General features: G+C 73.7%; 18 protein-coding genes. 8 read left to right on the forward strand and 10 right to left on the reverse strand.

Translation table 11 applies throughout. From position 1 onward, the window contains the following. Window positions 1–255 precede the first annotated feature (255 nt). Window positions 256–996 (reverse strand): GNAT family N-acetyltransferase, encoded by a 741-nt coding sequence (locus tag ACZ52R_RS18735; RefSeq protein ID WP_465753756.1) that lies wholly within the window; start codon window positions 994–996, stop codon window positions 256–258. A gap of 284 nt (window positions 997–1,280) precedes the next feature. Here ACZ52R_RS18735 and ACZ52R_RS18740 point away from each other — a divergent pair, with 284 nt between their 5' ends. Both ACZ52R_RS18740 and ACZ52R_RS18745 read left to right on the forward strand, forming a co-directional pair. Then, window positions 1,281–5,252, forward strand: coding sequence for a non-ribosomal peptide synthetase family protein (locus tag ACZ52R_RS18740; protein WP_465753757.1), 3,972 nt, complete (start codon window positions 1,281–1,283; stop codon window positions 5,250–5,252). A gap of 106 nt (window positions 5,253–5,358) precedes the next feature. Further along, the gene (locus ACZ52R_RS18745; RefSeq protein WP_465753758.1) at window positions 5,359–5,598 is read left to right on the forward strand and encodes a hypothetical protein; all 240 of its coding nucleotides are present in this window, start codon (window positions 5,359–5,361) and stop codon (window positions 5,596–5,598) included. A 148-nt stretch (window positions 5,599–5,746) separates the two neighbouring features. Here ACZ52R_RS18745 and ACZ52R_RS18750 read toward each other — a convergent pair whose 3' ends face one another. The 4 genes from ACZ52R_RS18750 to asnB all read right to left on the reverse strand — a co-directional run bounded on the left by ACZ52R_RS18750 (window position 5,747) and on the right by asnB (window position 11,088). Then, entirely contained in the window at window positions 5,747–6,178 is a 432-nt protein-coding gene (locus ACZ52R_RS18750; RefSeq protein ID WP_360502233.1) for a hypothetical protein, read from the reverse strand. 77 nt (window positions 6,179–6,255) lie between these two features. After that, on the reverse strand, window positions 6,256–7,680 hold the full coding sequence (locus tag ACZ52R_RS18755; RefSeq protein WP_465663900.1) for a pyridoxal phosphate-dependent decarboxylase family protein: 1,425 nt from the start codon (window positions 7,678–7,680) through the stop codon (window positions 6,256–6,258). A 160-nt stretch (window positions 7,681–7,840) separates the two neighbouring features. Next, on the reverse strand, window positions 7,841–8,962 hold the full coding sequence (locus ACZ52R_RS18760; RefSeq protein WP_360502228.1) for a hypothetical protein: 1,122 nt from the start codon (window positions 8,960–8,962) through the stop codon (window positions 7,841–7,843). Between the two features lie 266 nt (window positions 8,963–9,228). Further along, entirely contained in the window at window positions 9,229–11,088 is a 1,860-nt protein-coding gene (gene asnB / locus ACZ52R_RS18765; RefSeq protein ID WP_465663901.1) for an asparagine synthase (glutamine-hydrolyzing), read from the reverse strand. A gap of 227 nt (window positions 11,089–11,315) precedes the next feature. On the opposite strand from asnB, the gene ACZ52R_RS18770 reads away from it, so the two are divergent. Continuing rightward, window positions 11,316–11,591 (forward strand): hypothetical protein, encoded by a 276-nt coding sequence (locus ACZ52R_RS18770; RefSeq protein ID WP_360502223.1) that lies wholly within the window; start codon window positions 11,316–11,318, stop codon window positions 11,589–11,591. A 110-nt stretch (window positions 11,592–11,701) separates the two neighbouring features. Continuing rightward, complete coding sequence (gene glmS, locus ACZ52R_RS18775) at window positions 11,702–13,528, forward strand: glutamine--fructose-6-phosphate transaminase (isomerizing) (protein ID WP_360502220.1); 1,827 nt, start codon at window positions 11,702–11,704, stop codon at window positions 13,526–13,528. Window positions 13,529–13,630: 102 nt separating this feature from the next. Here the strand turns inward: glmS and ACZ52R_RS18780 are convergent, their stop codons facing one another. Both ACZ52R_RS18780 and ACZ52R_RS18785 read right to left on the reverse strand, forming a co-directional pair. Continuing rightward, window positions 13,631–14,542, reverse strand: a complete 912-nt coding sequence (locus ACZ52R_RS18780) for a glutaminase (protein WP_396289337.1) — start codon at window positions 14,540–14,542, stop codon at window positions 13,631–13,633. Between the two features lie 202 nt (window positions 14,543–14,744). Continuing rightward, on the reverse strand, window positions 14,745–15,464 hold the full coding sequence (locus tag ACZ52R_RS18785; RefSeq protein ID WP_465624775.1) for a DUF3152 domain-containing protein: 720 nt from the start codon (window positions 15,462–15,464) through the stop codon (window positions 14,745–14,747). A 283-nt stretch (window positions 15,465–15,747) separates the two neighbouring features. Between ACZ52R_RS18785 and ACZ52R_RS18790 the strand changes: the two genes are divergently transcribed. Continuing rightward, window positions 15,748–15,987, forward strand: a complete 240-nt coding sequence (locus tag ACZ52R_RS18790; RefSeq protein ID WP_465753759.1) for a heavy-metal-associated domain-containing protein — start codon at window positions 15,748–15,750, stop codon at window positions 15,985–15,987. Between the two features lie 118 nt (window positions 15,988–16,105). Here the strand turns inward: ACZ52R_RS18790 and ACZ52R_RS18795 are convergent, their stop codons facing one another. Beyond that, window positions 16,106–16,669, reverse strand: a complete 564-nt coding sequence (locus ACZ52R_RS18795; RefSeq protein ID WP_360502211.1) for a DinB family protein — start codon at window positions 16,667–16,669, stop codon at window positions 16,106–16,108. Between the two features lie 101 nt (window positions 16,670–16,770). Between ACZ52R_RS18795 and ACZ52R_RS18800 the strand changes: the two genes are divergently transcribed. Continuing rightward, the gene (locus tag ACZ52R_RS18800) at window positions 16,771–17,751 is read left to right on the forward strand and encodes a helix-turn-helix transcriptional regulator (protein WP_465624780.1); all 981 of its coding nucleotides are present in this window, start codon (window positions 16,771–16,773) and stop codon (window positions 17,749–17,751) included. 73 nt (window positions 17,752–17,824) lie between these two features. On the opposite strand, the gene ACZ52R_RS18805 is transcribed toward ACZ52R_RS18800, so the two are convergent. After that, the gene (locus ACZ52R_RS18805; RefSeq protein WP_465624782.1) at window positions 17,825–19,177 is read right to left on the reverse strand and encodes an aminotransferase-like domain-containing protein; all 1,353 of its coding nucleotides are present in this window, start codon (window positions 19,175–19,177) and stop codon (window positions 17,825–17,827) included. Between the two features lie 160 nt (window positions 19,178–19,337). On the opposite strand from ACZ52R_RS18805, the gene ACZ52R_RS18810 reads away from it, so the two are divergent. Further along, on the forward strand, window positions 19,338–20,114 hold the full coding sequence (locus tag ACZ52R_RS18810) for an enoyl-CoA hydratase-related protein (RefSeq protein ID WP_465624784.1): 777 nt from the start codon (window positions 19,338–19,340) through the stop codon (window positions 20,112–20,114). 130 nt (window positions 20,115–20,244) lie between these two features. Here ACZ52R_RS18810 and ACZ52R_RS18815 read toward each other — a convergent pair whose 3' ends face one another. Beyond that, window positions 20,245–21,168 (reverse strand): LysR family transcriptional regulator, encoded by a 924-nt coding sequence (locus ACZ52R_RS18815; protein WP_465624786.1) that lies wholly within the window; start codon window positions 21,166–21,168, stop codon window positions 20,245–20,247. Between the two features lie 218 nt (window positions 21,169–21,386). Between ACZ52R_RS18815 and ACZ52R_RS18820 the strand changes: the two genes are divergently transcribed. Further along, window positions 21,387–21,953, forward strand: coding sequence for an SRPBCC family protein (locus ACZ52R_RS18820; protein ID WP_465624788.1), 567 nt, complete (start codon window positions 21,387–21,389; stop codon window positions 21,951–21,953). Window positions 21,954–22,054: the final 101 nt, after the last annotated feature.

Below are 22,054 nucleotides of genomic sequence, written 5' to 3' on the forward strand. Positions count from 1 at the left end.
GGTTCCTCCTTGCTGCGGCACCGCCCGGGACCGGATAACGGGCCGTCGGGCGGCGGGGACGGGAGTCAGCCTACCGACTCCGTCGTCCGGCCGGACGATCCGGACCCCGCGCCGCCTGCTGTGACGGGCCGGCGCAGGGTACTGACGCTCCGTCAAGGAGGGCGGTGTACGGAGGGACTCCTCATCCCTTGGGGACGCTCCACCGGCTCCGCCGGGTTCCCGGGGTGCCCCGGTAAGGATCTGGTGAAGAAATGATCAGCGGCTCGGGTGGTGGGTGCGGGCGGCCGGATCCTCGGCGCCCAGGGTGGCCGTGATCACCAGGGTGCCGTCCTCGGCACGGAAGTCCAGCGGCGCGGCCAGCCGGCGCATCGCGGCGATCAGGCCGCTGTTGGCGGCGTGGGTCACCGCGTACACCGTCCCGATCCCGGTCGCCCGGGCCGTCGCCGACAGCCGCCGCAGCAGGGCCTGGCCCAGCCCCTGGCGCTGCCAGGCGTCCTCGACCAGGACGGCCAGCTCCGCCTCGCCGTCGTCCCACATCAGGTGCCCCAGGGCGAGGATCCGCCCGTCCGGGGCGGCCACGGCGAGGCTGCAGCCGTGCCGGGCGTCCAGCAGGTGGTCGAGGTAGCGGTCGGCGTCGCGGACCGGTCCGTGGTAGCGCAGCCGCAGCGCGGCGGGGGAGCAGCGGCCGTGCATCGCCAGGGCCGCAGCCTTGTCGGCCGGGCCGGCGGGGCGCAGCAGCAGCACGGTCCCGTCCGGCAGGGACAGCCGGGACGGGGCGTCCGGCACCCGGTCGGCCGGGCCGCGCTGCGGGTGCGGCTGCGGGTTGGGGTGGTGCGGGTGTGGGTTGGGGTGCGGGTGCGGCCGGGCGACCCGGGACGGGCCGTCGGCGAGCGCGGGCAGCCGGGCGGCCAGGCTCTCGGACGCCGCGCACCTGGGGTCGGACCTGCGGAAGGGCCGGTGCCAGAGCCGTTCGGGGCGAGTGCGTGATGCCGTCATGCGGCCGACGCTACCTACGGTTCGCTTCCGGTCGGTTACGTGATCGTGAACGGGCGAATGCCCGCCCGGGACACGGCCGGGACCGGCCGGGCCGGAACCGGGACACGGGTGGCCCGGGAGCCGGGACGGAGCCGGAACAGGTCCAGACCGCTGCCTCAGGCAGGTGGGACAGCGGGCGGCCGACGGTGGATTCCATGACCGGCGCTCCTGGTGAGCAGGACGCCGGGACCCCTTTCCGCCAGGCACCCCGCCGGGCACCCAGCCAAGCACCGAAGGCAGCTCTCATGCGCATCACCCCGTCCGTCGCCGTCTCCGCCGCCACCCCCGCCCTCCCGCACGCCCGCCGCGCCCCGGTCGGCACCTCGCTCACCGCCCTGCTCGACCGGCAGGTGCGCACCCGGCCGGATTCCACGGCCGTCGTCGGCGAGAGCGAGGCCGGCGGCCTCACCTTCCTGGAGCTGTCCGAGTCCGCCCGCCGGCTGGCCGCCGAGCTGCGCCGCCTGGGCGCCGGCGCCGACACCTGCGTCGGCCTGTACGTCGAGCCGTCGGTGGAGCTGGTCGCCGGGGTCTGGGGCGTCCTGCACGCCGGGGCCGGCTACCTGCCGCTGTCGCCCGAGTACCCCGAGGACCGGCTCCGCTACATGATCGAGGACAGCGGCACCCGGATCGTGCTCACCCAGGAACACCTGCGCGAGCAGTTGGCCGCGCTGGCCCCGGCCGGGACGGCAATCGTCACCTTCGAGGACGCCCCGGCGAACCGCGCCGCGGCGGAGGGGAGCGGCGCCGAGGGGAGCGGCGCCGAGAAGGCCGGCGCCGAGGAGGTCCGGCCGGAGTCGCTGGCCTACGTGATCTACACCTCCGGCTCCACCGGCCGCCCCAAGGGCGTGATGATCGAGCACCGCGCGGTGGTCTCGCAGCTGCGCTGGATGCTCGACGCCGGGCACCTCGACCCCGGGGTCACCGTGCTGCAGAAGACCCCGATGAGCTTCGACGCCGCCCAGTGGGAGATCCTCGCCCCGGCCGTCGGCGCCCGCGTGGTGGCCGGTACGCCCGGCCTCTACCGCGACCCGGAGGCGCTGGTCGCCGCCGTCCGGCGGCACGGCGTGACCGCGCTGCAGTGCGTGCCCACCCTGTTCCAGGCACTGCTGGACACCGAGGGCTTCACCGACTGCGCCGGCCTGGCCCGGCTGTTCTCCGGCGGCGAGGCGCTGTCCCGGCGGCTCGCCCGCAATCTGGGCCACGCCCTGCCGGGGGCGAAGCTGGTCAACCTGTACGGCCCGACCGAGTGCACCATCAACGCCACCGCGCACGTGGTCGACCCGGCCGAGCTGGGCGACGGCGCCGGTGCGCTGTCGATCGGCCGGCCGGTCGACAACACCCGGTGCTACATCCTGGACGAGCAGCTGGTGCCGGTCGACGCCGACGGCGTCGGCGAGCTGTACATCGGCGGCGTGCAGCTGGCCCGCGGCTACCTGCACCGGCCGGAGCTGACCGAGGAGCGGTTCGTCCCGTCCCCGTTCACGCCCGGCGAGCGGCTGTACCGCACCGGCGACCTCGCGCAGTGGAACGCGGACGGCACCCTCCAGTTCGCCGGCCGGGTCGACAACCAGGTCAAGCTGCGCGGCTACCGGGTCGAGCTGGACGAGATCGCCCGCGCGATCGAGGAACACACCTGGGTGCGCCGCTCGGCCGCGATCGTCGCCGGCGACGAGCGCACCGGCCACCGGAACCTGGTCGCCTGCGTCGAGCTCAACCCGCGCGAGGCCGCCCTGATGGACCAGGGCAACCACGGCGGCCACCACCAGTCCAAGGCCAGCAAGCTGCAGGTCAAGGCACAGCTGTCCGACCCCGGCGTGCGCGACCCGGCCCGGCTGGCCGGCCGCGAGCGGGTCGAGCTGCCCGGGCGGCGCGAGAGCGAGGCCCAGCGCCGGGAGACCTTCGCCCGCAAGACCTACCGCTTCTACGACGGCGGCCCGGTCACCCGCGAGGACCTCGCCGCGCTGCTCGCCCCGCGTCCGGCCGGCGCCTTCGGCCGGGACCTGGAGCTGCTGAGCTTCCCCGAACTCGGCCGCATCCTGCGCTGGTTCGGCCAGTTCCACAGCGCGGAGCGGCTGCTGCCGAAGTACGCGTACGCCTCGCCGGGCGCGCTGTACGCGACCCAGCTGTACCTGGAGACCGGCGGTCTGGACGGGCTCGCGGCCGGGCTGTACTACTACCACCCGGTCGAGCACAGCCTGATCCGGACCGGGCCCGCCGAGACCCGCGAGGAGGCCTACCTGACGCTGCACTTCTCCGGCAAACACGGCGCCATCGAGCCGGTGTACAAGAACAACATCCGCGAGGTGCTGGAGTTCGAGACCGGCCACATGCTGGGCGTCCTCGAGGAGGTGCTGCCCGAGTACGGGCTGGACGTGCGCCCGCTCGGCCTCGACCCGGCGGTCAAGGAGCGGCTGGACGTCGCCGAGGAGGACCACTACCTGGGCGGCTTCACGGTCGCCCGGGGCGGCGGAGCGGCCCGCGCCGAGTGCACCGAGCTGTACCTCCAGGTCCACGAGGACCGGGTGGAAGGCCTGCCGGCCGGCCTCTACCGGTACACCGACGGCGACCTGGAGCGGGTCTCGGACGCGGTGGTGGAGTCCCGGCACGTGATCGCGATCAACCAGTCCGTCTACGCCCGGGCCGCGTTCGGCATCACCGCCGTCAGCCGCGCCGAGCAGGAGTGGCTGGAGTACATCGCGCTCGGCACCAAGCTGCACCACCTGCAGCGCAACGGCCGGGGCCTGGGCTTCATGTCCTCCGGCTACAGCTCCAAGTCCGGCCACCCGCTGCCCGCTTCGCGCCGCATCGACGAGATCCTCGCCGGCCGCGGCATCGCCCCCGGCCCGTCGTACTTCTTCCTCGGCGGCAAGGTGAGCGAGGAGCAGATCCGCAGCGAGGGCATGCACGAGGACACCGTCCACATGAAGGGCCCGGCCGAGATCATCAAGGACGAACTGGCCAACCTGCTGCCCGACTACATGCTCCCCAACCGGGTGCTGGTCGTGGACGCCCTGCCGCTCACCGCGAACGGCAAGGTCGACCTCAAGGCCCTCGCCGCCTCCGACGCCGTCCGCACGGCCGACGCCCGCAGCGAGTACGTCGCCCCGGGCACCGGGCACGAGCGGTGGCTGGCCGAGGCCTGGGGGCAGGCGCTGAAGTACGAGGACGTCTCGGTGGCGGACGAGTTCTTCGCCGTCGGCGGCAACTCGCTGACAGCCGTGGCCCTGGTCCACCGGATCAACCGCGAGTTCGGCATCACGCTGCCGCTGCAGGTGCTGTTCGAGTGCCCCAGGCTGGTCGACCTGGCCGCCCGCATCGAGCGCGCCTGCGGCGAGGGCGAGGGCGAGGGCGGGGGCGGGGCCGGGGGCGGGGCCGGGGCCCCCAGCTCCCGGCTGATCCCGCTGCACCCCGGCGAGTGCGGCCGGCCGGTGTTCTGCTGGCCCGGGCTGGGCGGCTACCCGATGAACCTGCGCCTGCTCGGCCGGGAGGCGAGCGACGGCCGCGCCTTCTACGGCATCCAGGCGCACGGCATCAACGAGGGCGAGACGCCGTACCCGACCATCCGGGAGATGGCCGCCGCCGACGTCGCCGAACTGCGCCGGGTGCAGCCCGAGGGCCCGTACACGCTGTGGGGCTTCTCCTTCGGCGCCCGGGTCGCCTTCGAGGCGGCCTGGCAGCTGGAACAGGCCGGCCAGCGGGTGGAGAACCTGCTGCTGATCTGCCCCGGCAACCCGGAGGTGCGCCGGGACGACGGCCACCAGTGGGGCCGCGAGGCCTCGTACGCCAACCCCGCGTACGTGACCATCCTGTTCGGGGTGTTCACCGGCCGGATCAGCGGCCCCGAACTGGAGCGCTGCCTGACCGCGACGGCGGACGAGGACGGCTTCGTCGCCTCCGTGCACCGGATGCTGCCGGAGCTGGACGAGGAGCTGATCCGCCGGATCACCGGAATCGTCGGTGAGACCTACGAGTTCGAGTACAGCTTCCGCGAACTGGCCGAGCGGCGGCTGGACGCCCCGGTGACCATCTTCAAGGCCGCCGGCGACGACTACTCCTTCATCGAGGGCAGCAGCGGCTACTCCGCCGCCCCGCCCGCCGTGGTCGACCTGGCCGGCGACCACTACGGGGTGCTGAAGGAGCACGGCGTGGCCGAACTCGTCGCCGTGATCCGGGCGCTGGAGCGGACCGCGGACCGGGAGACCGCCCCGGAGCACTGACGCGGACACGCTCACGGATGGCCCAGAATCCGTGAGCGGGGGAACCCCTTCGGATAGGGATGGCTCGGCTTACCGCCGATCCCGTCCCGATCCGAAGGGGTTCCCTGTGTTCCAGAAGTCCGTACGGGCCGTCACGTGTTGCGCGCTGCTCCTCGTAGCCCCGCTCGCCCTCGCCCAGCCCGCCGCCATCGCCTCCTCCACGGTCACCTCGAACTCCGAGAACAACGGCCCCAAGACCCCGGAGGAGGCCGCCGCCTGCAAGTCCGTCACCAGCGCCCTGCTCGGCGGCTTCGGCTCCATGCTCGGCAACGCCGTGTGCGTGGTGAAGCCCGCCGTCAAGGGCTGATCAGCGCACGACCCGTCAGCGCACGGACTCTGCCCGCAGGGGCGTCCGTGCGCTGACGTAGTATCCGGCGCCATGACGATCGAGGACGCGAGCACTGCCGACACGGTCGAGGTGAAGGCCGAGGACTGACGGCCGCGCCGGGTGCCGGTCAGGCGATCCGGGTCGGGGGGCCTTCCACGGTGTGGCCGGTGGTGGTGAGGAGGGCCGCGAGGTCGGCCGGGGTGACGGACCGGGGGGTGCGGAGGAAGAGCTCCTCGGGGTGGAGCGAGAGCAGGGTGATCCGGTGGTCGTTGAGCGTGGTGGGGGTGTGGGCGAGCGCCGTGGTGCGCACCCGCCACAGCGTGGTCGGTGGCGGGGCGTGCGGAGACCACCAGCTGTGAAGCACCGCGGTGGCGAGCAGGGCGAGCGCGGAGGTGCCCAGGACGACCGGGCCGTCCGGGCCGTGGACGACGACCTTGGCGATGAGGTCGGCGGCGGTGACGGAGAGGAAGACCGCGGCGAGCTCGACGGTGTCGCGGCGCCAGCGGCGGTCGCGTCGGGCACCGGGGACACGGCGGAGGGAAGGCTTCGAGTGCTCCATGACCTCCACCGTGCCCGACCGGTGTTTCCCGGCCGCGTACCTGCCGTGACCTGGTGGTTACGGTCCGCGTGAGGCTGTTACGGGAGCAGTTCCGCGGCTGCGGCCTTCACCTCGGCGAGGAGGAGGCGGAGGTCGTCCTCCGTCGTCGTGGCGTTGAGGAGGCAGGCGCGGAGCATCTCGTGCTCGCCGAGGCGGGCGCCGGTGACGAAGACCCGGCCGCGCTGCTGGACGGCGGCGGGGAGGTCGCGGTTGAGGGTGTCGCGGGCGGCGGGGTCCAGGCCGGGGGCGCGGTGGCGGAACGCCACGATGGAGGTCTGGACCTCGGCGAGCAGCTCCAACTCCTCGTCGGCGCTGACGAGTTCGCCGAGGCGGCGGGCCAGCGCGGTGCACCGGGCGATGTCCCGGGAGAGGCCGGCACGGCCCTTGTGGGCGATGGTGGCCCAGACCTTGAGGGCGCGGAACGGGCGGGTCTGCTCGGTGCCGTACTCGGAGAACCAGCCGAGCGCGCCGGCCGCCTCGTCGCGCAGGTAGGACGGGACGAGGCTGAAGGTGCCGCGCAGCTCCTCGGTGTCGCGGACCAGGGCGCAGCCGCAGTCGACCGGGACGCCGAGCCACTTGTGCGGGTCGAGGGCGAGCGAGTCGGCGCGCTCCAGGCCGGCGTAGCGGTGGGAGATGGCGGGGTCGAGCCGGCCGAAGGCGCCGTACGCGCCGTCCACGTGCAGCCAGAGGCGCTGCTCCTCGCACAGGTCGGCGATCGGGCCGAACTCGTCGACCGCGCCGGTGCCGACGGTGCCGGCCGAGGCGACGACCAGGAAGGGCAGCAGGCCGGCCGCCCGGTCGCGCTCGACGGCGGAGCGCAGCTCGGCGGTGTCGAGGAGGCCGTCGGGGCCGGTGGCGACGGTGCGCAGGTGCTTGCTGCCGAGGCCGAGGAGTTCGGCGGCCTTGCGGACGCAGGAGTGGGTCTCGCCGGTGACGTAGCCGGCCAGCGGGGGCAGGCCGGCCAGGCCGTCCTCGCGGACGTCCCGGCCGGCCCGGCGGGCGGCGCGGTTGCGGGCGGCGGCGAGGCAGACGATGGTCGCCATCGAGGTGCCGGAGGTGAGCAGCCCGCCGCCGGCCGGGTGCGGGAAGCCGACGAGTTCGGCGATCCAGCGGACGACGGCGCGTTCCAGGTGGACGTCGGCGTGGTCGCCGCCGGCCGAGCTGGGGTTCATCGCGGACGCGGCGAGGGTGGCGAGCACCCCGGCGGGAGCGGGGGCCGAGTTGACCCAGCCGAAGAAGCGCGGGTTGCCGTTGCCCATGGGGTACGGCATGACCTCGCGCCCGATGGTGTCGACCAGTTCGGCGAGCGGGCGGCCGTCGGCGGGCAGCGGGGCGTCGAGCAGGGCCTGGCGCGCGGTGTCGTCCATGGGCTGCCAGATCGGGCGGTCGGGGAGTTCGGCGAGGTAGTCGGAGACCAGTTCGGCGGTGGCGTGGGCGGCGGCGCGGAAGTCGTCGGTGGCCATGCGGGGCGCTCCAGGGGGCCGGGGGAGGGGAGGCGCGGCATCCTCGGCGCACCCTGATCAGGCGATGGTCGGGTGATCTTACGCAAAGGGCCCGCGCCGTGCGGCGCGGGCCCAGCAGACGGAACGGGGGCGATCAGTCCAGCGAGCGGGACGGGGGCGATCAGTCCAGCGAGGCGGACAGGCCGCTCGCCGAGCGGCAGTAGCCCTGCATCTCCTTGTTGGTGATCTTGGCGCAGAGCCGGCCGGCCGCGCCGGCGTCCGTGTAGTTGACCGTGTAGTAGCTGACCAGGCCCTCCGCGCAGGCCTTGCGCTGCCAGCCGTCGGCGGCGGTGGCGCACTGCTGGGCGGCCCAGTCCTCGCGGTCGAGGTTGTACTTCATGGTCCGCGAGCCGACGCCGCGGCTGCAGTCCACCGCCCCGCCGCCGGCCTTGCCGTTGAGGCACCACTTGAGGGCGTCGGCGTAGACCTCGGGGTGGTTCGGGTAGTCGTGCGAGGAGAGGTAGAAGGTCGGGGCGTAGAAGAAGCAGGCGGACTGGAACAGGGCCGGCTGGTCCTTGCACGGGTAGAGCGGGTCCTGGGCGAGCTTGTCGGCGGGCAGGTTGGCCTTGGCCTGCTCGTCCTCCTCGTCCGGGCCGAAGAGCTGCATGAACAGGCCCTCGGAGCAGCGGATCTTGTTCTGGTCGGTGGGGAACTTGTTGCACAGGTCGCGGGCCTTGGCGACGTCCTGCTTGACGACGAACATCGTGCCGTGGCCGACGCCGTGGATGCAGGGGCCGCTGTTCTTGGGCGCGCAGAGCTTGAGCAGGTCCACCTCGGGCTGGGCGGAGGCGTTCAGCATCTCCTCGACGGCGCCGTGCAGGTAGCCGGCCGCGCAGGTCTCGTGCGGGAAGGAGATGACCTTCTGGAAGTCCGCGTTGAAGCGCTTGACCGCCGCGTGGCCGAGCTCGTGCGCGATCGGGTGGCAGAAGCGCACGGTGTACGGCTTCTCCTTGGTGATCTTGTCGAGGTCGGCGAGGGCGACGCCGGGGTCGGTGGCGTCCATCTCGGCCATCAGCTTGTTGCGCAGCGTCGAGCGGGTCCACACCGCCGGGTCGCCGGTCGGAGTGGCGCTCGCGGGGCCCGCCGAGGTCGGCTGGGCGCCGCCGGCGGCAGGAGCCCCGGGGGCCGCGGCGGCGGGCGTCCCGGTGGCCGCCGCGGGCGACCAGTCGGTGACGGCCACCGACCCGAGGCCCAGGACGCCCAGGAGGAGGGCGGTGAGAATCGCGAAGACTCGCGGCTGCATGACGGGATCCCCCGGCGGATCGAGGTGAAAGGGTTCGCTCCCATCCTGACGGCAGGGGGGCGGGAATCCACGATTTCGCCCGCCATTCGGGAGATGTCGGCGACGCTACCGCACCGTGCGACGCTCGGGAGCGGCGGGATGGTTCCCGGTGATCACCCGGACGGCGCAACGGCCCGTGTGGCCGGGCCGCTGCGCCGTCCGGGCGCCGGTGCGTCGCCGCGCCGCTGCGCCGACCGGGTGCCGGTGCGCCGTGCGGGTGCGGGGAGTCATAGCTCCAGCGTGACCTGGTACTCCGTCAGCCAGGCGTCCAGGTCGAGCGCGAGGTCCACGCCCAGCCGGACGGACTGCGGGTCGGTGTCCGGGGCGAGCGCGTCGGCGAGGCGCCGCCGGTCGAGCAGGTCGAGTGCCGGGGACTTCCGCTCGGCGGCGAGCCGGGTGAGTTCGGCGCGCAGCCGGGCCGGGTAGTGCGGGTCGGTGGTCACCGGGTAGGGGCTCTTCGCCCGGTCGGCGATCGCGGCCGGCAGCACGTCCCGGACGGCGGCGCGCAGCAGGCTCTTCTCCCGTCCGTCGAAGCTCTTCATCGCCCACGGTGTGTTGAACACGTACTGGACCAGCCGGTGGTCGCAGAACGGCACCCGCACCTCCAGCCCGTTGGCCATGCTCATCCGGTCCTTGCGGTCGAGCAGGATGCGGACGAAGCGGGTCAGGTTGAGGTAGGAGATCTCACGCATCCGCCGCTCCAGCGGGTCGGCCGCCGCCAGGTGCGGGACCTCGGCGATCGCCTCGCGGTAGCGGGACCGGCGGTAGCCCTCCAGGTCGAGCTTGCGCAGCAGTTCGGCGTCGAGCAGCTGTTCGCGCGGGCCGGAGCCGCTGCCGGCGATGGCGCTGAGGCCCGCGGCCCAGGGGAAGTCCTCGGTGGCGACGCTCCTCGGGTCGTGGAACCAGCTGTAGCCGCCGAACAGCTCGTCCGCGGACTCGCCGGACAGGGCGACGGTGGAGTGACGGCGCACGCCCCGGAAGAGCAGCAGCAGGGACACGTCCATGTCGCCGACCCCGCCCGGCAGGTCGCGGGCGCGCAGCGCGGCGGAGCGCCGGGAGGGGTCGGTGAGGTCGGCGGCGTCCAGCTCGATCACGCTGTGGTCGGCGCCGATGTGGTCGGCGAGCAGCCGGGCGTACGGGCCGTCCTCGGTCTGCCGGACCTCGTCGGCGTGGAAGTGCCCGCTCCGGCCGGTGAACCCGACGGAGAAGGAGCGCACCGGGCCGGCCCCGGCGGCGCGCAGCGCCCGGGCGGCGAGGGCGGTGACGGCGCTGGAGTCCAGGCCGCCGGAGAGCAGCGAGCAGAGCGGGACGTCCGCGTCGAGCTGGCGGTGCACGATGTCCTCCAGCAGGGCCCGGACGGTGGCGACGGTGTTCGCCAGGCCGTCGCGGTGCTCGCGTGCCTCCAGCGCCCAGTAGCGGCGGACCGAGACGCCCGTGCGGCGCACCCGCACCACGTGCCCGGGCCGGACCTCCTGGATGCCCCGGTACGGCGTCAGGCCGGGGGTGCGGGTGTAGCCGAGCAGTTCGCGCAGCCCGTCCAGGTCGACCACCGGACGGACGGCGGGGTGGGCGAGCAGGGCCTTGGGTTCGGAGCCGAAGACCACGCCGTCCGGGGTGGGGTGGTAGTGCAGCGGTTTGACGCCCATCCGGTCGCGGACCAGCAGCAGTTCCTCGCGCCGGGCGTCCCAGACGGCGAAGGCGAACATGCCGTTGAGCCGCTCGGCGAGGCCCTCGCCCCACTCCAGGTAGGCGTGCAGCACGACCTCGGTGTCGCTGCGGGTGCGGAAGCGGTGGCCGGCCGCCTCCAGTTCGGCGCGCAGCTCGCGGTGGTTGTAGACCTCGCCGCTGTAGGTGAGCGCGGCCAGCAGCCGGCCGTCCCGCTCGACCGTCATCGGCTGGGTGCCGCCCTCGGGGTCGATCACCGCGAGGCGGCGGTGGCCGATCGCGGCGTGCGGCTCGAGCAGGACGCCGCCGGCGTCCGGGCCGCGGCAGAGCTGGGTGGCCGTCATCGCGTCGAGGACGCTCCGGTCCCTCGGTTCGGCGGTGAGGTCGCGGTCGAAGGCGACCCATCCGGTGATCCCGCACATCAGCCAGCCTCCGGTCTTCCGCTTCGTGTTCAGGGGATCACGCTACGTGTGGAGTCGGTGACGCTACAAGGGTTGGGCGGAAGACGAGCGAACGCGGGGCCGGGTGGGCGTCGAGGGCGGGTACGGGGTGCGCCCGGGCCGTGCGACTGGGCCATAAGCCGTCATGTCTGCCCGATATCGGGCAGGAACTTTGGCTTCGCGCTTCGATCGACCTAGGCTGCTCACTCGTGCCGAGCTCACCCCACCCTCACGAAGACCTCCTCGCCCACCTGACCCGGACCAGCCCGCTCGGGCCCCGGGAGGCGGCGCGGGTCGTGGCGGAGGTGCTGGCGTACTTCTCCGAGAGCACCGAGGAGTACGTGCGCCGCCGCCACACCGAGCTGCAGGCACGAGGTCTGACCAACGAGCGGATCTTCGCCCGGCTCGCCGAGGAGCTCCCGCAGCGGCGCGTCGCGGCGCCGGAACTCTCGGCCCGCCAGCTGCGGCGGATCGTCTACGGCTGAGCGCCGTCTGAGCGCCGTCGCCCAGGCGGCCCCGGAACGACCTGCGCCACCACGTCTACGCCACCCGTCTACGCCACCCGTCTACGCCACTACGAACGAGGAGTCCACCCATGTGCGGAATCGTGGCCTACATCGGCCCCAAGGACGCGACCCCCTTCCTGCTGGAGGGACTGGCCCGGCTGGAGTACCGCGGCTACGACTCGGCGGGCGTCGCCGTCACCGGGCGCAGCGGCGGCATCAAGCTCCGCAAGGTGAAGGGCCGCGTCGCCGACCTCGCCGCCGCCGTGCCCGCCCGGTTCAAGGGCACCACCGGCATCGGCCACACCCGCTGGGCCACCCACGGCGTCCCCAGCGACGCCAACGCGCACCCGCACCTGGACAACGCCGAACGGATCGCCGTCGTCCACAACGGCATCATCGAGAACGCCGACGAACTGCGCGTCAAGCTGGCCGCCGACGGCGCCGTCTTCCGCTCCGAGACCGACACCGAGGTGCTCGCCCACCTGATCGCCGCGCACATCACCGAAGGCGTCGAGCTGGAGGACGCGGTGCGCGCCGCGCTCGGCCGGGTGGTCGGCACGTACGGCATCGCGGTGCTCGACGCCGAGCAGCCGGACCGGATCGTGGTCGCCCGCAACGGCAGCCCGATCGTGCTCGGCATCGGCGAGAAGGAGATGTTCGCCGCCTCGGACGTCTCCGCGCTGGTCCGCTACACCCGCCAGGTCGTCCACCTGGAGGACGGCGAACTCGCCACCGTCCGGGCCGACGGCTTCCGCACCTTCACCGCGGACGCCCGCACCACCCACCGCCAGCCGTCCACCGTGGACTGGGAGGTCGACTCCTTCGACACCGCCGGCTACGAGCACTACCTGCTCAAGGAGATCCACGAGCAGCCCGGCTCGGTCGAGCGCACGCTCAGCGGCCGGCTCGACGAGCGCTTCGCCACCGCGCACCTCGGCGGCCTCAACCTGGACGCCCGGGAACTGCGCGAGATCCGCCGGGTCAAGATCCTCGGCTGCGGATCCGCCTACTACGCGGGCGAGATGGGCGCGCAGCTCATCGAGGAGCTGTCCCGGATCCCCGCGCACAGCGAGCCGGCCTCGGAGTTCCGCTACCGCAACCCGGTGATCGAGGCGGACACCCTGTACGTCGCGGTCAGCCAGTCCGGCGAGACCTACGACACGCTGGCCGCCGTCCAGGAGATCAAGCGCAAGGGCGGCCGGGTGCTCGGCGTCGTCAACACCGTGGGCAGCGCGATCGCCCGCGAGTGCGACGGCGGCATCTACCTGCACGCCGGGCCGGAGGTCTCGGTCGCCTCCACCAAGGCGTTCACCTCGACCGTCGTCGCCTTCGCGCTGCTGGCCCTGCACTTCGGCCGCATCCACGACCTGTCGCCCGCCGACGGGCGCCGGATCGTCTCGGCGCTGCAGGCGCTGCCGGACCAGATCCGCGAGGTGCTCGACCAGAGCGAGGCGATCGCCGAACTCGCCGCCGAGTACGCCGAGTCGACGGGCATGATGTTCATCGGCCGGGTGCGCGGCTACCCGGTCGCCCGGGAGGGCGCGCAGAAGCTCAAGGAGATCTCCTACGTCCACGCCGAGGCCTACCCGGCGAGCGAGCTCAAGCACGGCCCGCTGGCCCTGATCAGCCCCGAACTGCCCACCGTCGCCCTCGTCCCGGACGACGAGCTGCTGGACAAGAACCTCACCACGCTGGGCGAGATCAAGGCCCGCTCGGGGCGCGTCATCGCCGTCGCCCACCGCCGCCCGGAGGAGAAGCTCGCGGACCACTGCATCCTGGTGCCCAAGAGCGAGCCCGAGCTGGACCCGCTGCTGCTCAACATCCCGCTGCAGCTGCTCGCCTACCACGCCGCCGTCGCCCTCGGCCGCGACGTGGACAAGCCGCGCAACCTGGCGAAGAGCGTGACGGTGGAGTAGCCCGCACGGAGAGACGTCGGGCCCCGGTCGCTGTGCGGACGACCGGGGCCCGGCCGATTTCGGGGCCCGGCCTCGCCACCTCACCGGCACCTCGTCGGAGGCTCAGAAGACCGAGCAGCCGGAGAGGGTGGTCAGGGTGTCCAGGGCGGTGACCGCGGCGACGGAGTTGCCGGCCTGGTCGAGGCGCGGACCCCAGGCGCAGACGGCGGCGCGGCCGGGGAGTATGGCGAGGATGCCGCCGCCGACGCCGCTCTTGCCCGGAAGGCCGACGCGGAACGCGAACTCGCCGGCGGCGTCGTAGGTGCCGCAGGTGAGCAGGACCGCGTTGATGCGCTTGGCCTCGCTGCGGGACATCAGGTGCGTGCCGTCGGCGCGCACGCCGTAGCGGGCGAGGAAGGAGCCGGCCAGGACCAGGTCGCGGCAGCTCGTGGCCAGGGCGCAGTGGGCGTAGTAGTGCTCCAGGACGGTCTCGACCGGGTTCTCCAGATTGCCGTGGCTGGCGATGAAGTGCGCCAGGGCGGCGTTGCGGTGGCCGTGCTCGGCCTCGGAGGCGGCGACCACCGGGTCGGTGTCGAGCCCGGGATTGCCGGACTCGCGGCGCAGGAACTCCCGTACCGCGCTGGAGGCGTCGCCGGTCATGGTCTGCAGGCGGTCGGTCACCACGAGGGCGCCCGCGTTGATGAACGGGTTGCGCGGGATGCCGTGCTCGGTCTCCAGCTGCACCAGGGAGTTGAAGGGGTTGCCGGACGGCTCGCGGCCGACGCCCCGCCAGAGCGTGTCACCGCCGTAGGCGACCGCGAGCGCCAGGGAGAACAGCTTGGACACGCTCTGGACGGAGAACGGCTGCTCCCAGTCCCCGACGCCGTACAGCTCCCCGTCGACGGTGGCGACGGCCATGCCGAAGGCCTCCGGGTCGGCGGTGGCGAGGGCCGGAATGTAGTCCGCGACCCGGCCCTGCCCCCGGGTCGCCCGGGCGGCCGCCTCCGCGGCCGCCAACAGCACCGGCCAGTCCAGGATCTCCCCGCCGGGCACACCGTTCAACGCACTTCCTCCACCGGCACCGACTACGGACACGATCGGGACCGGGCGCGCGGTGCGGGCGGCGTCCGGTCCGACCAGGATTATCCGTGTTTCGGGGCGGTGCTTCGGTACGGGGTGGGTGGTTGCGGCGGCACAGCGGCGGAACCGGCGGTGGAACCGCGACGGCTCCGGCGGTTTACGGGGCGTTGGTGGGGGCCTGGACGGGCGGGCCGGTCAGCAGGGTGCCGGCGTCGGAGTAGGGCCAGCCGTTGGGGACGCAGTCGTGCAGCCCCTTGATCTGCTGCATCATCACCGGCGCCGGAGCGCCCGGGCCCGGGCAGTCGACGTGCCCGTTGCCGAGGATGTGGCCGACCTCGTGGTTGACCGCGAGCGCGTGGTACAGCTCGGGCTTGCCCTGGTAGAACTCGGACAGCTCGGTCCACCGCTTGAGGTTGATCACCACCTGGTGGGTCACGCCGCAGTTCACCCAGCCGCCGGTGTCCAGCCCGTACTGGCCGCAGATCCGGTCGGTGGACTGTGGAGTGGCCAGGTAGACGGTGAAGTCCACCGGGTCGGCGGGCATCCGCTGGAAGGAGGCCGTACCGCCGGCGGCCCAGCCGTGCCGGACATCGCCCAGGACCGCGTCCACCTCGGCGGCGAACTGCTCCGGACTCTCCGCGATCCCGTTCTCCACCCGCACCTTGTACCGGTACAGGTGCTCGCCGGTGCCGAAACGGGCGGAGCCGCCGGGCGCCGTGGTGAACACGAGCGCGGCCGGGCCGTGCTCGCGTTCGCTCCACGGCTGCCACCACAGCAGGCCGGCCGTCACGGCGGCGGCCACCGCGAGGGCGAGCGCGCCGTGCCAGAGCTTCCGGGGGCGCAGCCGCCGGGCGCGGAGCCGGGTGAGCGTCTTCACCGGCTGCCCCCGAGGGGGCCGTTCGGTCGGGCGGGTATCGGGGCCAGTGTGGACATGGCGGTACGGCTCCAATGCGGGGCCCGGGCGGGCTTCGGGGTTCTACCGGGAGGAACGGGTGGGGACGGGGCAGGGGTTCAGGGGGTTCGCGAGGCCGGGGTGAGGTCTCCTGTCGGATGCGGGGCCCGGGTGGTTCCCGGAACCGCTCGATGGTGTCACCCGTGCGGCGTGTCCCTGGGATCGGGGGCCGGATTCGGGTGTTGTGGTGCGGGTCGACCCACTCCCCGTGCACGTCATCGGAGGCACCGTCATGTCCACCACCGCCGTTTTCGCCGTCGACGGGATGAGCTGCGGCCACTGCGAGAGGACGGTCAGCGCCGGGCTGTCCGCCCTGCCGGGCGTCACCGACGTCGTCGCCGACGCGCCGACCGGGCGGGTCACCGTGGCCTCCGCGCAGCCGCTGGACGAGGTCGTGGTCCGCGGCGCGGTCGACGGGGCCGGGTTCACGCTGGTCGGGCCGGCCTGAGTGCGGGCCAGAGTGCGGGCCTGAGTGCGGGTCTGAGGCCGGGTTCGCGCCCGGTTTCGGGAGCGATGCGTGGGGTCCGTCGGTGGGGTGACCGACGGACCCTGCCGCCGTCCGGGGTTCAGCCCATCGACTTCGCGCCGTCCAGGGACTCGCGGATGATGTCGGCGTGGCCCGCGTGCTGGGCGGTCTCGGCGACGATGTGCAGCAGCACCCGGCGGGCCGACCACGTGGTGTCCGCCTGGAACCACGGGGCCTTCGGCAGCGGGTGGGCGGCGTCCAGGTCGGGGAGCGTGGCCACCAGCTCGTCCGTACGGCGCGACACCTCCTCGTACGCGGCCAGGACGCCGGCCAGCGTCTCGCCGGGCAGCATCCGGAACTCGTCGGCTCGGCGGGCGAAGTCGGCCTCGGTCCACGTGGTGAAGTCGGGCATCGCGGACGGGCCATCCACGATGAACTCCGCCCAGAGCCGCTCGACCGTGGTCACGTGCTTGATCAGGCCGCCCAGACAGAGCGCGCTCGCGGTGGTCCGCAGGCCCGCCTGCTCGTCGGTGAGGTCGCGGGTGGTGAAGCGCAGGAAGTGCCGCTGCTTCTCCAGCGCGACCAGGAGGTCGGCGCGCTCGCCGGTGACGGTGCTGGGGGTCGCGGCGGGGGTGCTGGTCGTGGTCGGGGTCGTCGTGGTCATGGCTTAGGGCCTTTCGTTCGGTTCCTGCTCCCTCGGACAAGAACCACGCTACGGACCATTGCGGCCACTTCCTGTCCTGAATCCCGGGAAGAATCGGATCCATGGCGAACACCAGCACCAGGACGCTGCGACTGCTCTCCCTGCTCCAGACCCACCGGTACTGGCCCGGCGAGGAACTGGCCGACCGGCTCGGCGTCTCCGTCCGCACCCTGCGCCGCGACGTCGACCGGCTGCGCGAACTCGGCTACCCCGTCGACGCGCAGCGCGGCGTCGACGGCGGCTACCAGCTGGCGGCGGGCGCGGCACTGCCGCCGCTGGTCATCGACGACGAGGAGGCGGTGGCCCTGGCGGTGGGCCTGCAGGCGGCGGCGGAGAGCCCGGTGGAGGGCGTCGCCGAAGCCTCGGTGCGCGTACTGGCGAAGGTGGTCCAGGTGATGCCGGCCCGGCTGCGCCGCCGGGTGGAGGCGCTGCGCACGATGACCGTCCCGGTCGACTGGGGCACCCAGGCGGGCGCGGGCGTCGACCCGGACATCCTCACGGTGGTGGCCCTCGCCTGCCGGGACGGCGAACGGATGCGATTCGCGTACACCGCCGCCGACGGGCGCGGCACCGAACGGCACGTCGAACCGCACCGGCTGGTCTGCCTCAACCGCCGTTGGTACCTCGTCGCGTACGACCTCGACCGCGCCGACTGGCGCAGCTTCCGCCTCGACCGGCTGACCGCCCCGCAGGGCAGCGACGCCCGCTTCGCCCCGCGCGTCCTCCCGGCCGCCGACGCGGCGGAGTTCGTCCGCGCGGGCCTCAACGGGATGCCCCGCCCGCAGCGGGTGGAGGTGCTGATCGACGCGCCCGCCGACCACGTCCGGGCGCGGGTCGGCCGCTGGGGCACGGTCGAGCCCGTCGCCACCGGCCGCTGCCGGCTCCTGATGACCGCCGACTCCCTCGACTGGCCCGCCATGGCGCTGGGGTCGCTGGGCGCCGACTTCGAGGTGATCGGCCCTCCCGGGCTGCGGACGCTGCTCGCGGACTGGAGCACCCGCTTCGGACGGGCTGTGGAGCGGGGGGAGGAGGCCGCCGACTAGGAAGTCGGGCCGGCCGACTTCCGGTGCCGGGGGCTGCGGGGCTCGCGGCTTCTCGGCTTCTCGGCCTACTCGGCTATGGGGCGAGCGCGTCGAGAGTGGACCGGAGGCGGGTGAGGGCGGCGGGCAGCTCGGTGAGCGGGGGTGTGGCGAGGGCGAGGCGGACGGCGTTGGGATGGTGGGGGGTGGTGGCGAAGGCGTCGGCGGTGGAGATCAGGATGCCCTCGGCGGCGAGGGAGGCGGCCACCTGATCGGGGCGCTGGTGGGGTTCGAGGGTGAGCCAGAGGATGTAGGAGCCGGGGTGGGCGGTGATGCCCAGGCCGGCGAGGGCGGTGCGGGCGACGGCCTGCCGCGCGGCGGCGTCCGTACGGCGCTCCCGTTCCAGGCGGGCGACCGTGCCGTCCGCGAGCCAGCCGGTGGCGAGGGCGGTGATCAGGCCGGGCGCACCCCAGGCAGCCGTGCGCAGTCGGGTGGTCGCGGCCCGCAGCAGGTGGTCCGGCAGGACGGCGAAGCCGAACCGCAGACCCGGCGCCACGTTCTTCGACAGGCCGGCCACGTAGCAGGTGCGTTCGGGCGCGAGGGCGTGCAGGGGCGGGGGCGGTACGGCCTCCAGGAAGGCGTACGTGCCGTCCTCGATCAGCGTGCAGCCGTGCTCGGCGGCCAGGCCGGCCAGGCGCTCGCGCCGCGCCCGGTCGAGCACCCAGCCGAGCGGGTTGTGGACGGTCGGCATGGTGTACACCGCGCGCACCGGGCGGGCGCGGCAGAGCCGGTCGAGTGCGTCGAGGTCCGGGCCCGCGTCGAGGTCCGGGCCCGCGGGGGTGATCGGGACGGGCGCCAGGTCCAGCCCGTGCGCGGCGGCGAGCAGCTTGATACCGGGATAGCTGAGCGCGTCCACGGCCAGGACGTCCCCGGGGCGGGTGAGGGTGCGCAGGACGCAGTCCAGCGCCTGCTGCGCCCCGCTGGTGAGCAGCACGTTCTCCGGCGCCGTGTCGACGCCGCGGTCCAGCAGGTACCTGGCCACCGCCGCCCGGTCGTGCCGGTGGCCGCCCGGCGGGTGCTGGCGCAGCAGCGCCTCCGCGTCGCCCGAGGAGGCGAGGGCGCGCAGGGCCTGCCGCAGCAGGTCGCCCTGACCGGGGGCGAGCGGCTGGTTGAAGGAGAGGTCCGCCACCCGGGGTACCGGGAGCGCGCGGGAGGGCTCGAGGCCGTCGTAGCCGGAGCGCACCCGGACGAAGGTGCCCCGGCCCTGCTCGCCCACCACCAGTCCGGCGGCGGCCAGTTCGGCGTAGACCCGGGTGGCGGTGGCCAGGGCGACCCGCCGTTCGCGGGCCAGGGCGCGGTGGGTCGGCAGCCGGGTGCCGGCCGGGAGCGCGCCGGAGCGGATGGCCGTCGCGTACTCGTCGACGATCGCCTTGTAGGAGGGCGGTCGCACCGGTCACCTGCCGTTCCTGGGGTGGCGTGTACGGGAGCGCGGACCGGGAGTGTATCCAGGACAATAACTGGATTGTCATGGATGGGAGTTCCTAGCCTCGACACATCCAGCAGCGAGGCCGGCCGGGCCAGCAGCGAAGCCGGGAACGGAGCACGCGCCCATGACCATCCGCAGCGAGCGGGACCAGCACGTCGTCACCCTCACCATCGACCGGGAGAGGAAGCTCAACGCCCTCGACTACCCGACGATCGACGCACTGCTCGCCGAGCTCGACCGCATCGACGCCGACGAGACCGTCCGCGCCGTCATCCTCACCGGCGCCGGGCAGCGGGCCTTCAGCGCGGGCGCCGACATCCCGTCCCTGGCCGCCAGCATCGCCGGTGGGCCCGAACGGGCGCTGCGCGAGTTCGTCCGGCGCGGCCACACCCTCACCCGGCGGATCGAGGAGTTCCCCAAGCCCGTCATCGTGGCCGTCAACGGACTTGCGTACGGCGGTGGTTGCGAGATCACCGAGGCCGCGCCACTCGCCGTCGCCGCCGAGCACGCGACCTTCGCCAAGCCGGAGATCTCGCTCGGCTTCCCGCCGCCCTTCGGCGGCTCTCAGCGGCTGCCGCGCCACGTCGGCCGCAAGCGCGGCCTGGAGATGATCCTCACCGGCGACCCGGTCCCGGCCGCCCGCGCCGCCGGGATCGGCCTGGTCAATGCGGTCGTTCCGGCAGGTGAGCTGCTGCACACCGCACGGGACTTGGCCGACCGCATCACCCGGCACGCCCCCACGGCGGTGGCCGCCTGCCTGCGGGCCGTGACCCGGGGCGTCAACCTCCCGATCGACGAGGGACTCGCGGCCGAGGCAGCGGCCTTCGCGGCGACCGTAACGACCGAGGGCGTACGGGACGGGGTGCGGCGCTTCCTGGACCGCACGTCCGCCTCCCGCTGAGGGAGCCACGGCCGGCGGGACCGGTGACGCTGCCCGAGCCGACCCCCGTGTTTCGGACGGCGTCACGGTCCTGCATCAGCACGCCGGTCCGTGCGCCGGGCGAACGGACCGGTCGTGGGGGCCCAGGAGGTCAGCGGGCTCCCGGGTGCGCCGCCGGGAGGGCGGCGTCGTCTCCGCAGTGGGCGGCGACGGTGTCGGCGAAGGCGCGGGCGAGGGGGCAGAGGTTGTCCCAGTCGCGGATGGCCCAGCCGGCGGTGAGGGCCGGGAGATCGGGGAGCGGGAGCAGCCGCAGGCCGGGGTGGCCGGGGCCCTGCCACTGGGGGAGCGCGGGGACGACGGCGTGGCCGAGGCCGAGCTCGGCGAGCAGGATCGCGGTGTCCCAGTCCGCGACGCTGGTGTCGAAGACCGGCCGGATGCCCGACTTCCCCAGCCAGGAGTCGAGTTGGGAGCGGGCGACGGAGTTCTGCGGCAGCCCGATCAGCCGGGCGTCCTGCAGGTCGGCGGGTTCGATGCGGGCCCTGGCGGAGAGCGGGTCGCCCGCCGCGACGGCCAGGACCCACGGCAGGTCGACGACCGGCCGCTGGTCGATGCCGCGGGCCTGCGTGCCGAGGGTGATCCAGGCGAGGTCGACCCGACCGGCGGTGAGCGCCTCCAGACAGCTGCGGCTGGAGACCTCGGTCTGGAACTCCAGGCTGACGTGCGGGAAGCGCCGGCGGAAGGCCACCACGGCCGCGGACATGAAGTGCCGGATACTGGTGGCGCCGGTGGTGATCCGGACGGATCCTCCTTCGCCGCGCGCGAGTTCGGCGATCCGGTGCAGCGCGTGGTCGATGCCGCCGAGGCCGGTGGCGACGGCGGCCTGGAGCAGGCGGCCCGCCTTGGTGGGCACCACCCCGCGCGGGTGCCGCTCGATCAGGGAGAGGCCGAGCTCGCGTTCGAGGCGCTTCACGTGCTGGCTGACCGCGGACTGGGTGCAGTGGAGGTCACGGGCGACGGCGCTGAGCGAGCCGGCCCGGCAGACCGCGGCGAAGACGCGGAGGTCGTCAATGGTCACGGAGATCCAAGGTATCGCTTGGAGGCGTCCCAGCAAACCGGTGGATTGACTTGGGTGTTCGGCGGGTCGATCATCGTTTCCGGGCCCAGGGCGGCAACCCGCCCGCTGCCTTCGCGGCGTTCCGGACGCAAGAGGCGGGGGCGCGGGCGGGTGTCGACCCGCATGGATGCACATTGATGCAACAAGACACGTGACGTGCAACAGAAGGGGGAACGGTCATGCGGTACGCCGACGGTCCGGGTGCGCACTGTGAGGTGTTCGTCGAGGCACCGGTCGAACGGGTGTGGGAGCTGGTGACCGACATTGCCCTGCCCACCCGGCTCAGCCCGGAGCTCCACCGCGTCGCCTGGCTGGACGGCGCGGACCGCCCCGCGCCGGGCGCCCGCTTCGAGGGCCACAACCACCGCGCGAACATGCCCGACTGGCGGACGGTCTCCGAGGTGATCGAGCTGACCGACCCGGTCGCGACCGCGGACGCGACGGACCCGGCCGACGCCCGCACCTTCGCCTGGGCCGTGATGGACGCGGACGGTCGCTACGGCGAGCCGGTGTCCGAGGTGACCGGCTCGCTGGCGCGGTGGCGTTTCGACCTCACCCCCGAGAACGGCGGCACCCGGCTGCGCCAGTCGGTGGAGATCGGCCCGGGCCGCAGCGGCCTCAGCTCCTACATCGAGGCCAAGCCGGAGGCCGAGGAGAAGATCGTCGAGTTCCGACTCGGCGAACTGCGCAAGGGCATGACGGCCACCATCGAAGGCCTCAAGTCGCTGGCCGAGCAGGGGGATTAGGTCGGTCGGACCAGCGGGGGCCGGCGCGAGCCGTCGGCCCTCAGTCGGCCACCCGGCCACCCGGCCACCCGGGCGCCCGTGCGGCGCCGCGGGTTCGTACG

Source organism: Kitasatospora sp. NPDC034023 (genome assembly GCF_055575795.1).

Excerpts from the sequence above, each read along its gene's own strand:
- ACZ52R_RS18795 (WP_360502211.1), bottom strand. The coding sequence starts at position 16,669 with ATGACCACGACGACCCCGACCACGACCAGCACCCCCGCCGCGACCCCC.
- ACZ52R_RS18760 (WP_360502228.1), bottom strand. The coding sequence starts at position 8,962 with ATGCAGCCGCGAGTCTTCGCGATTCTCACCGCCCTCCTCCTGGGCGTC.
- ACZ52R_RS18755 (WP_465663900.1), bottom strand. The coding sequence starts at position 7,680 with ATGGCCACCGACGACTTCCGCGCCGCCGCCCACGCCACCGCCGAACTG.
- ACZ52R_RS18810 (WP_465624784.1), top strand. The coding sequence starts at position 19,338 with ATGACCATCCGCAGCGAGCGGGACCAGCACGTCGTCACCCTCACCATC.
- ACZ52R_RS18800 (WP_465624780.1), top strand. The coding sequence starts at position 16,771 with ATGGCGAACACCAGCACCAGGACGCTGCGACTGCTCTCCCTGCTCCAG.
- ACZ52R_RS18820 (WP_465624788.1), top strand. The coding sequence starts at position 21,387 with ATGCGGTACGCCGACGGTCCGGGTGCGCACTGTGAGGTGTTCGTCGAG.
- ACZ52R_RS18735 (WP_465753756.1), bottom strand. The coding sequence starts at position 996 with ATGACGGCATCACGCACTCGCCCCGAACGGCTCTGGCACCGGCCCTTC.
- asnB (WP_465663901.1), bottom strand. The coding sequence starts at position 11,088 with ATGTGCGGGATCACCGGATGGGTCGCCTTCGACCGCGACCTCACCGCC.
- glmS (WP_360502220.1), top strand. The coding sequence starts at position 11,702 with ATGTGCGGAATCGTGGCCTACATCGGCCCCAAGGACGCGACCCCCTTC.
- ACZ52R_RS18750 (WP_360502233.1), bottom strand. The coding sequence starts at position 6,178 with ATGGAGCACTCGAAGCCTTCCCTCCGCCGTGTCCCCGGTGCCCGACGC.
- ACZ52R_RS18740 (WP_465753757.1), top strand. The coding sequence starts at position 1,281 with ATGCGCATCACCCCGTCCGTCGCCGTCTCCGCCGCCACCCCCGCCCTC.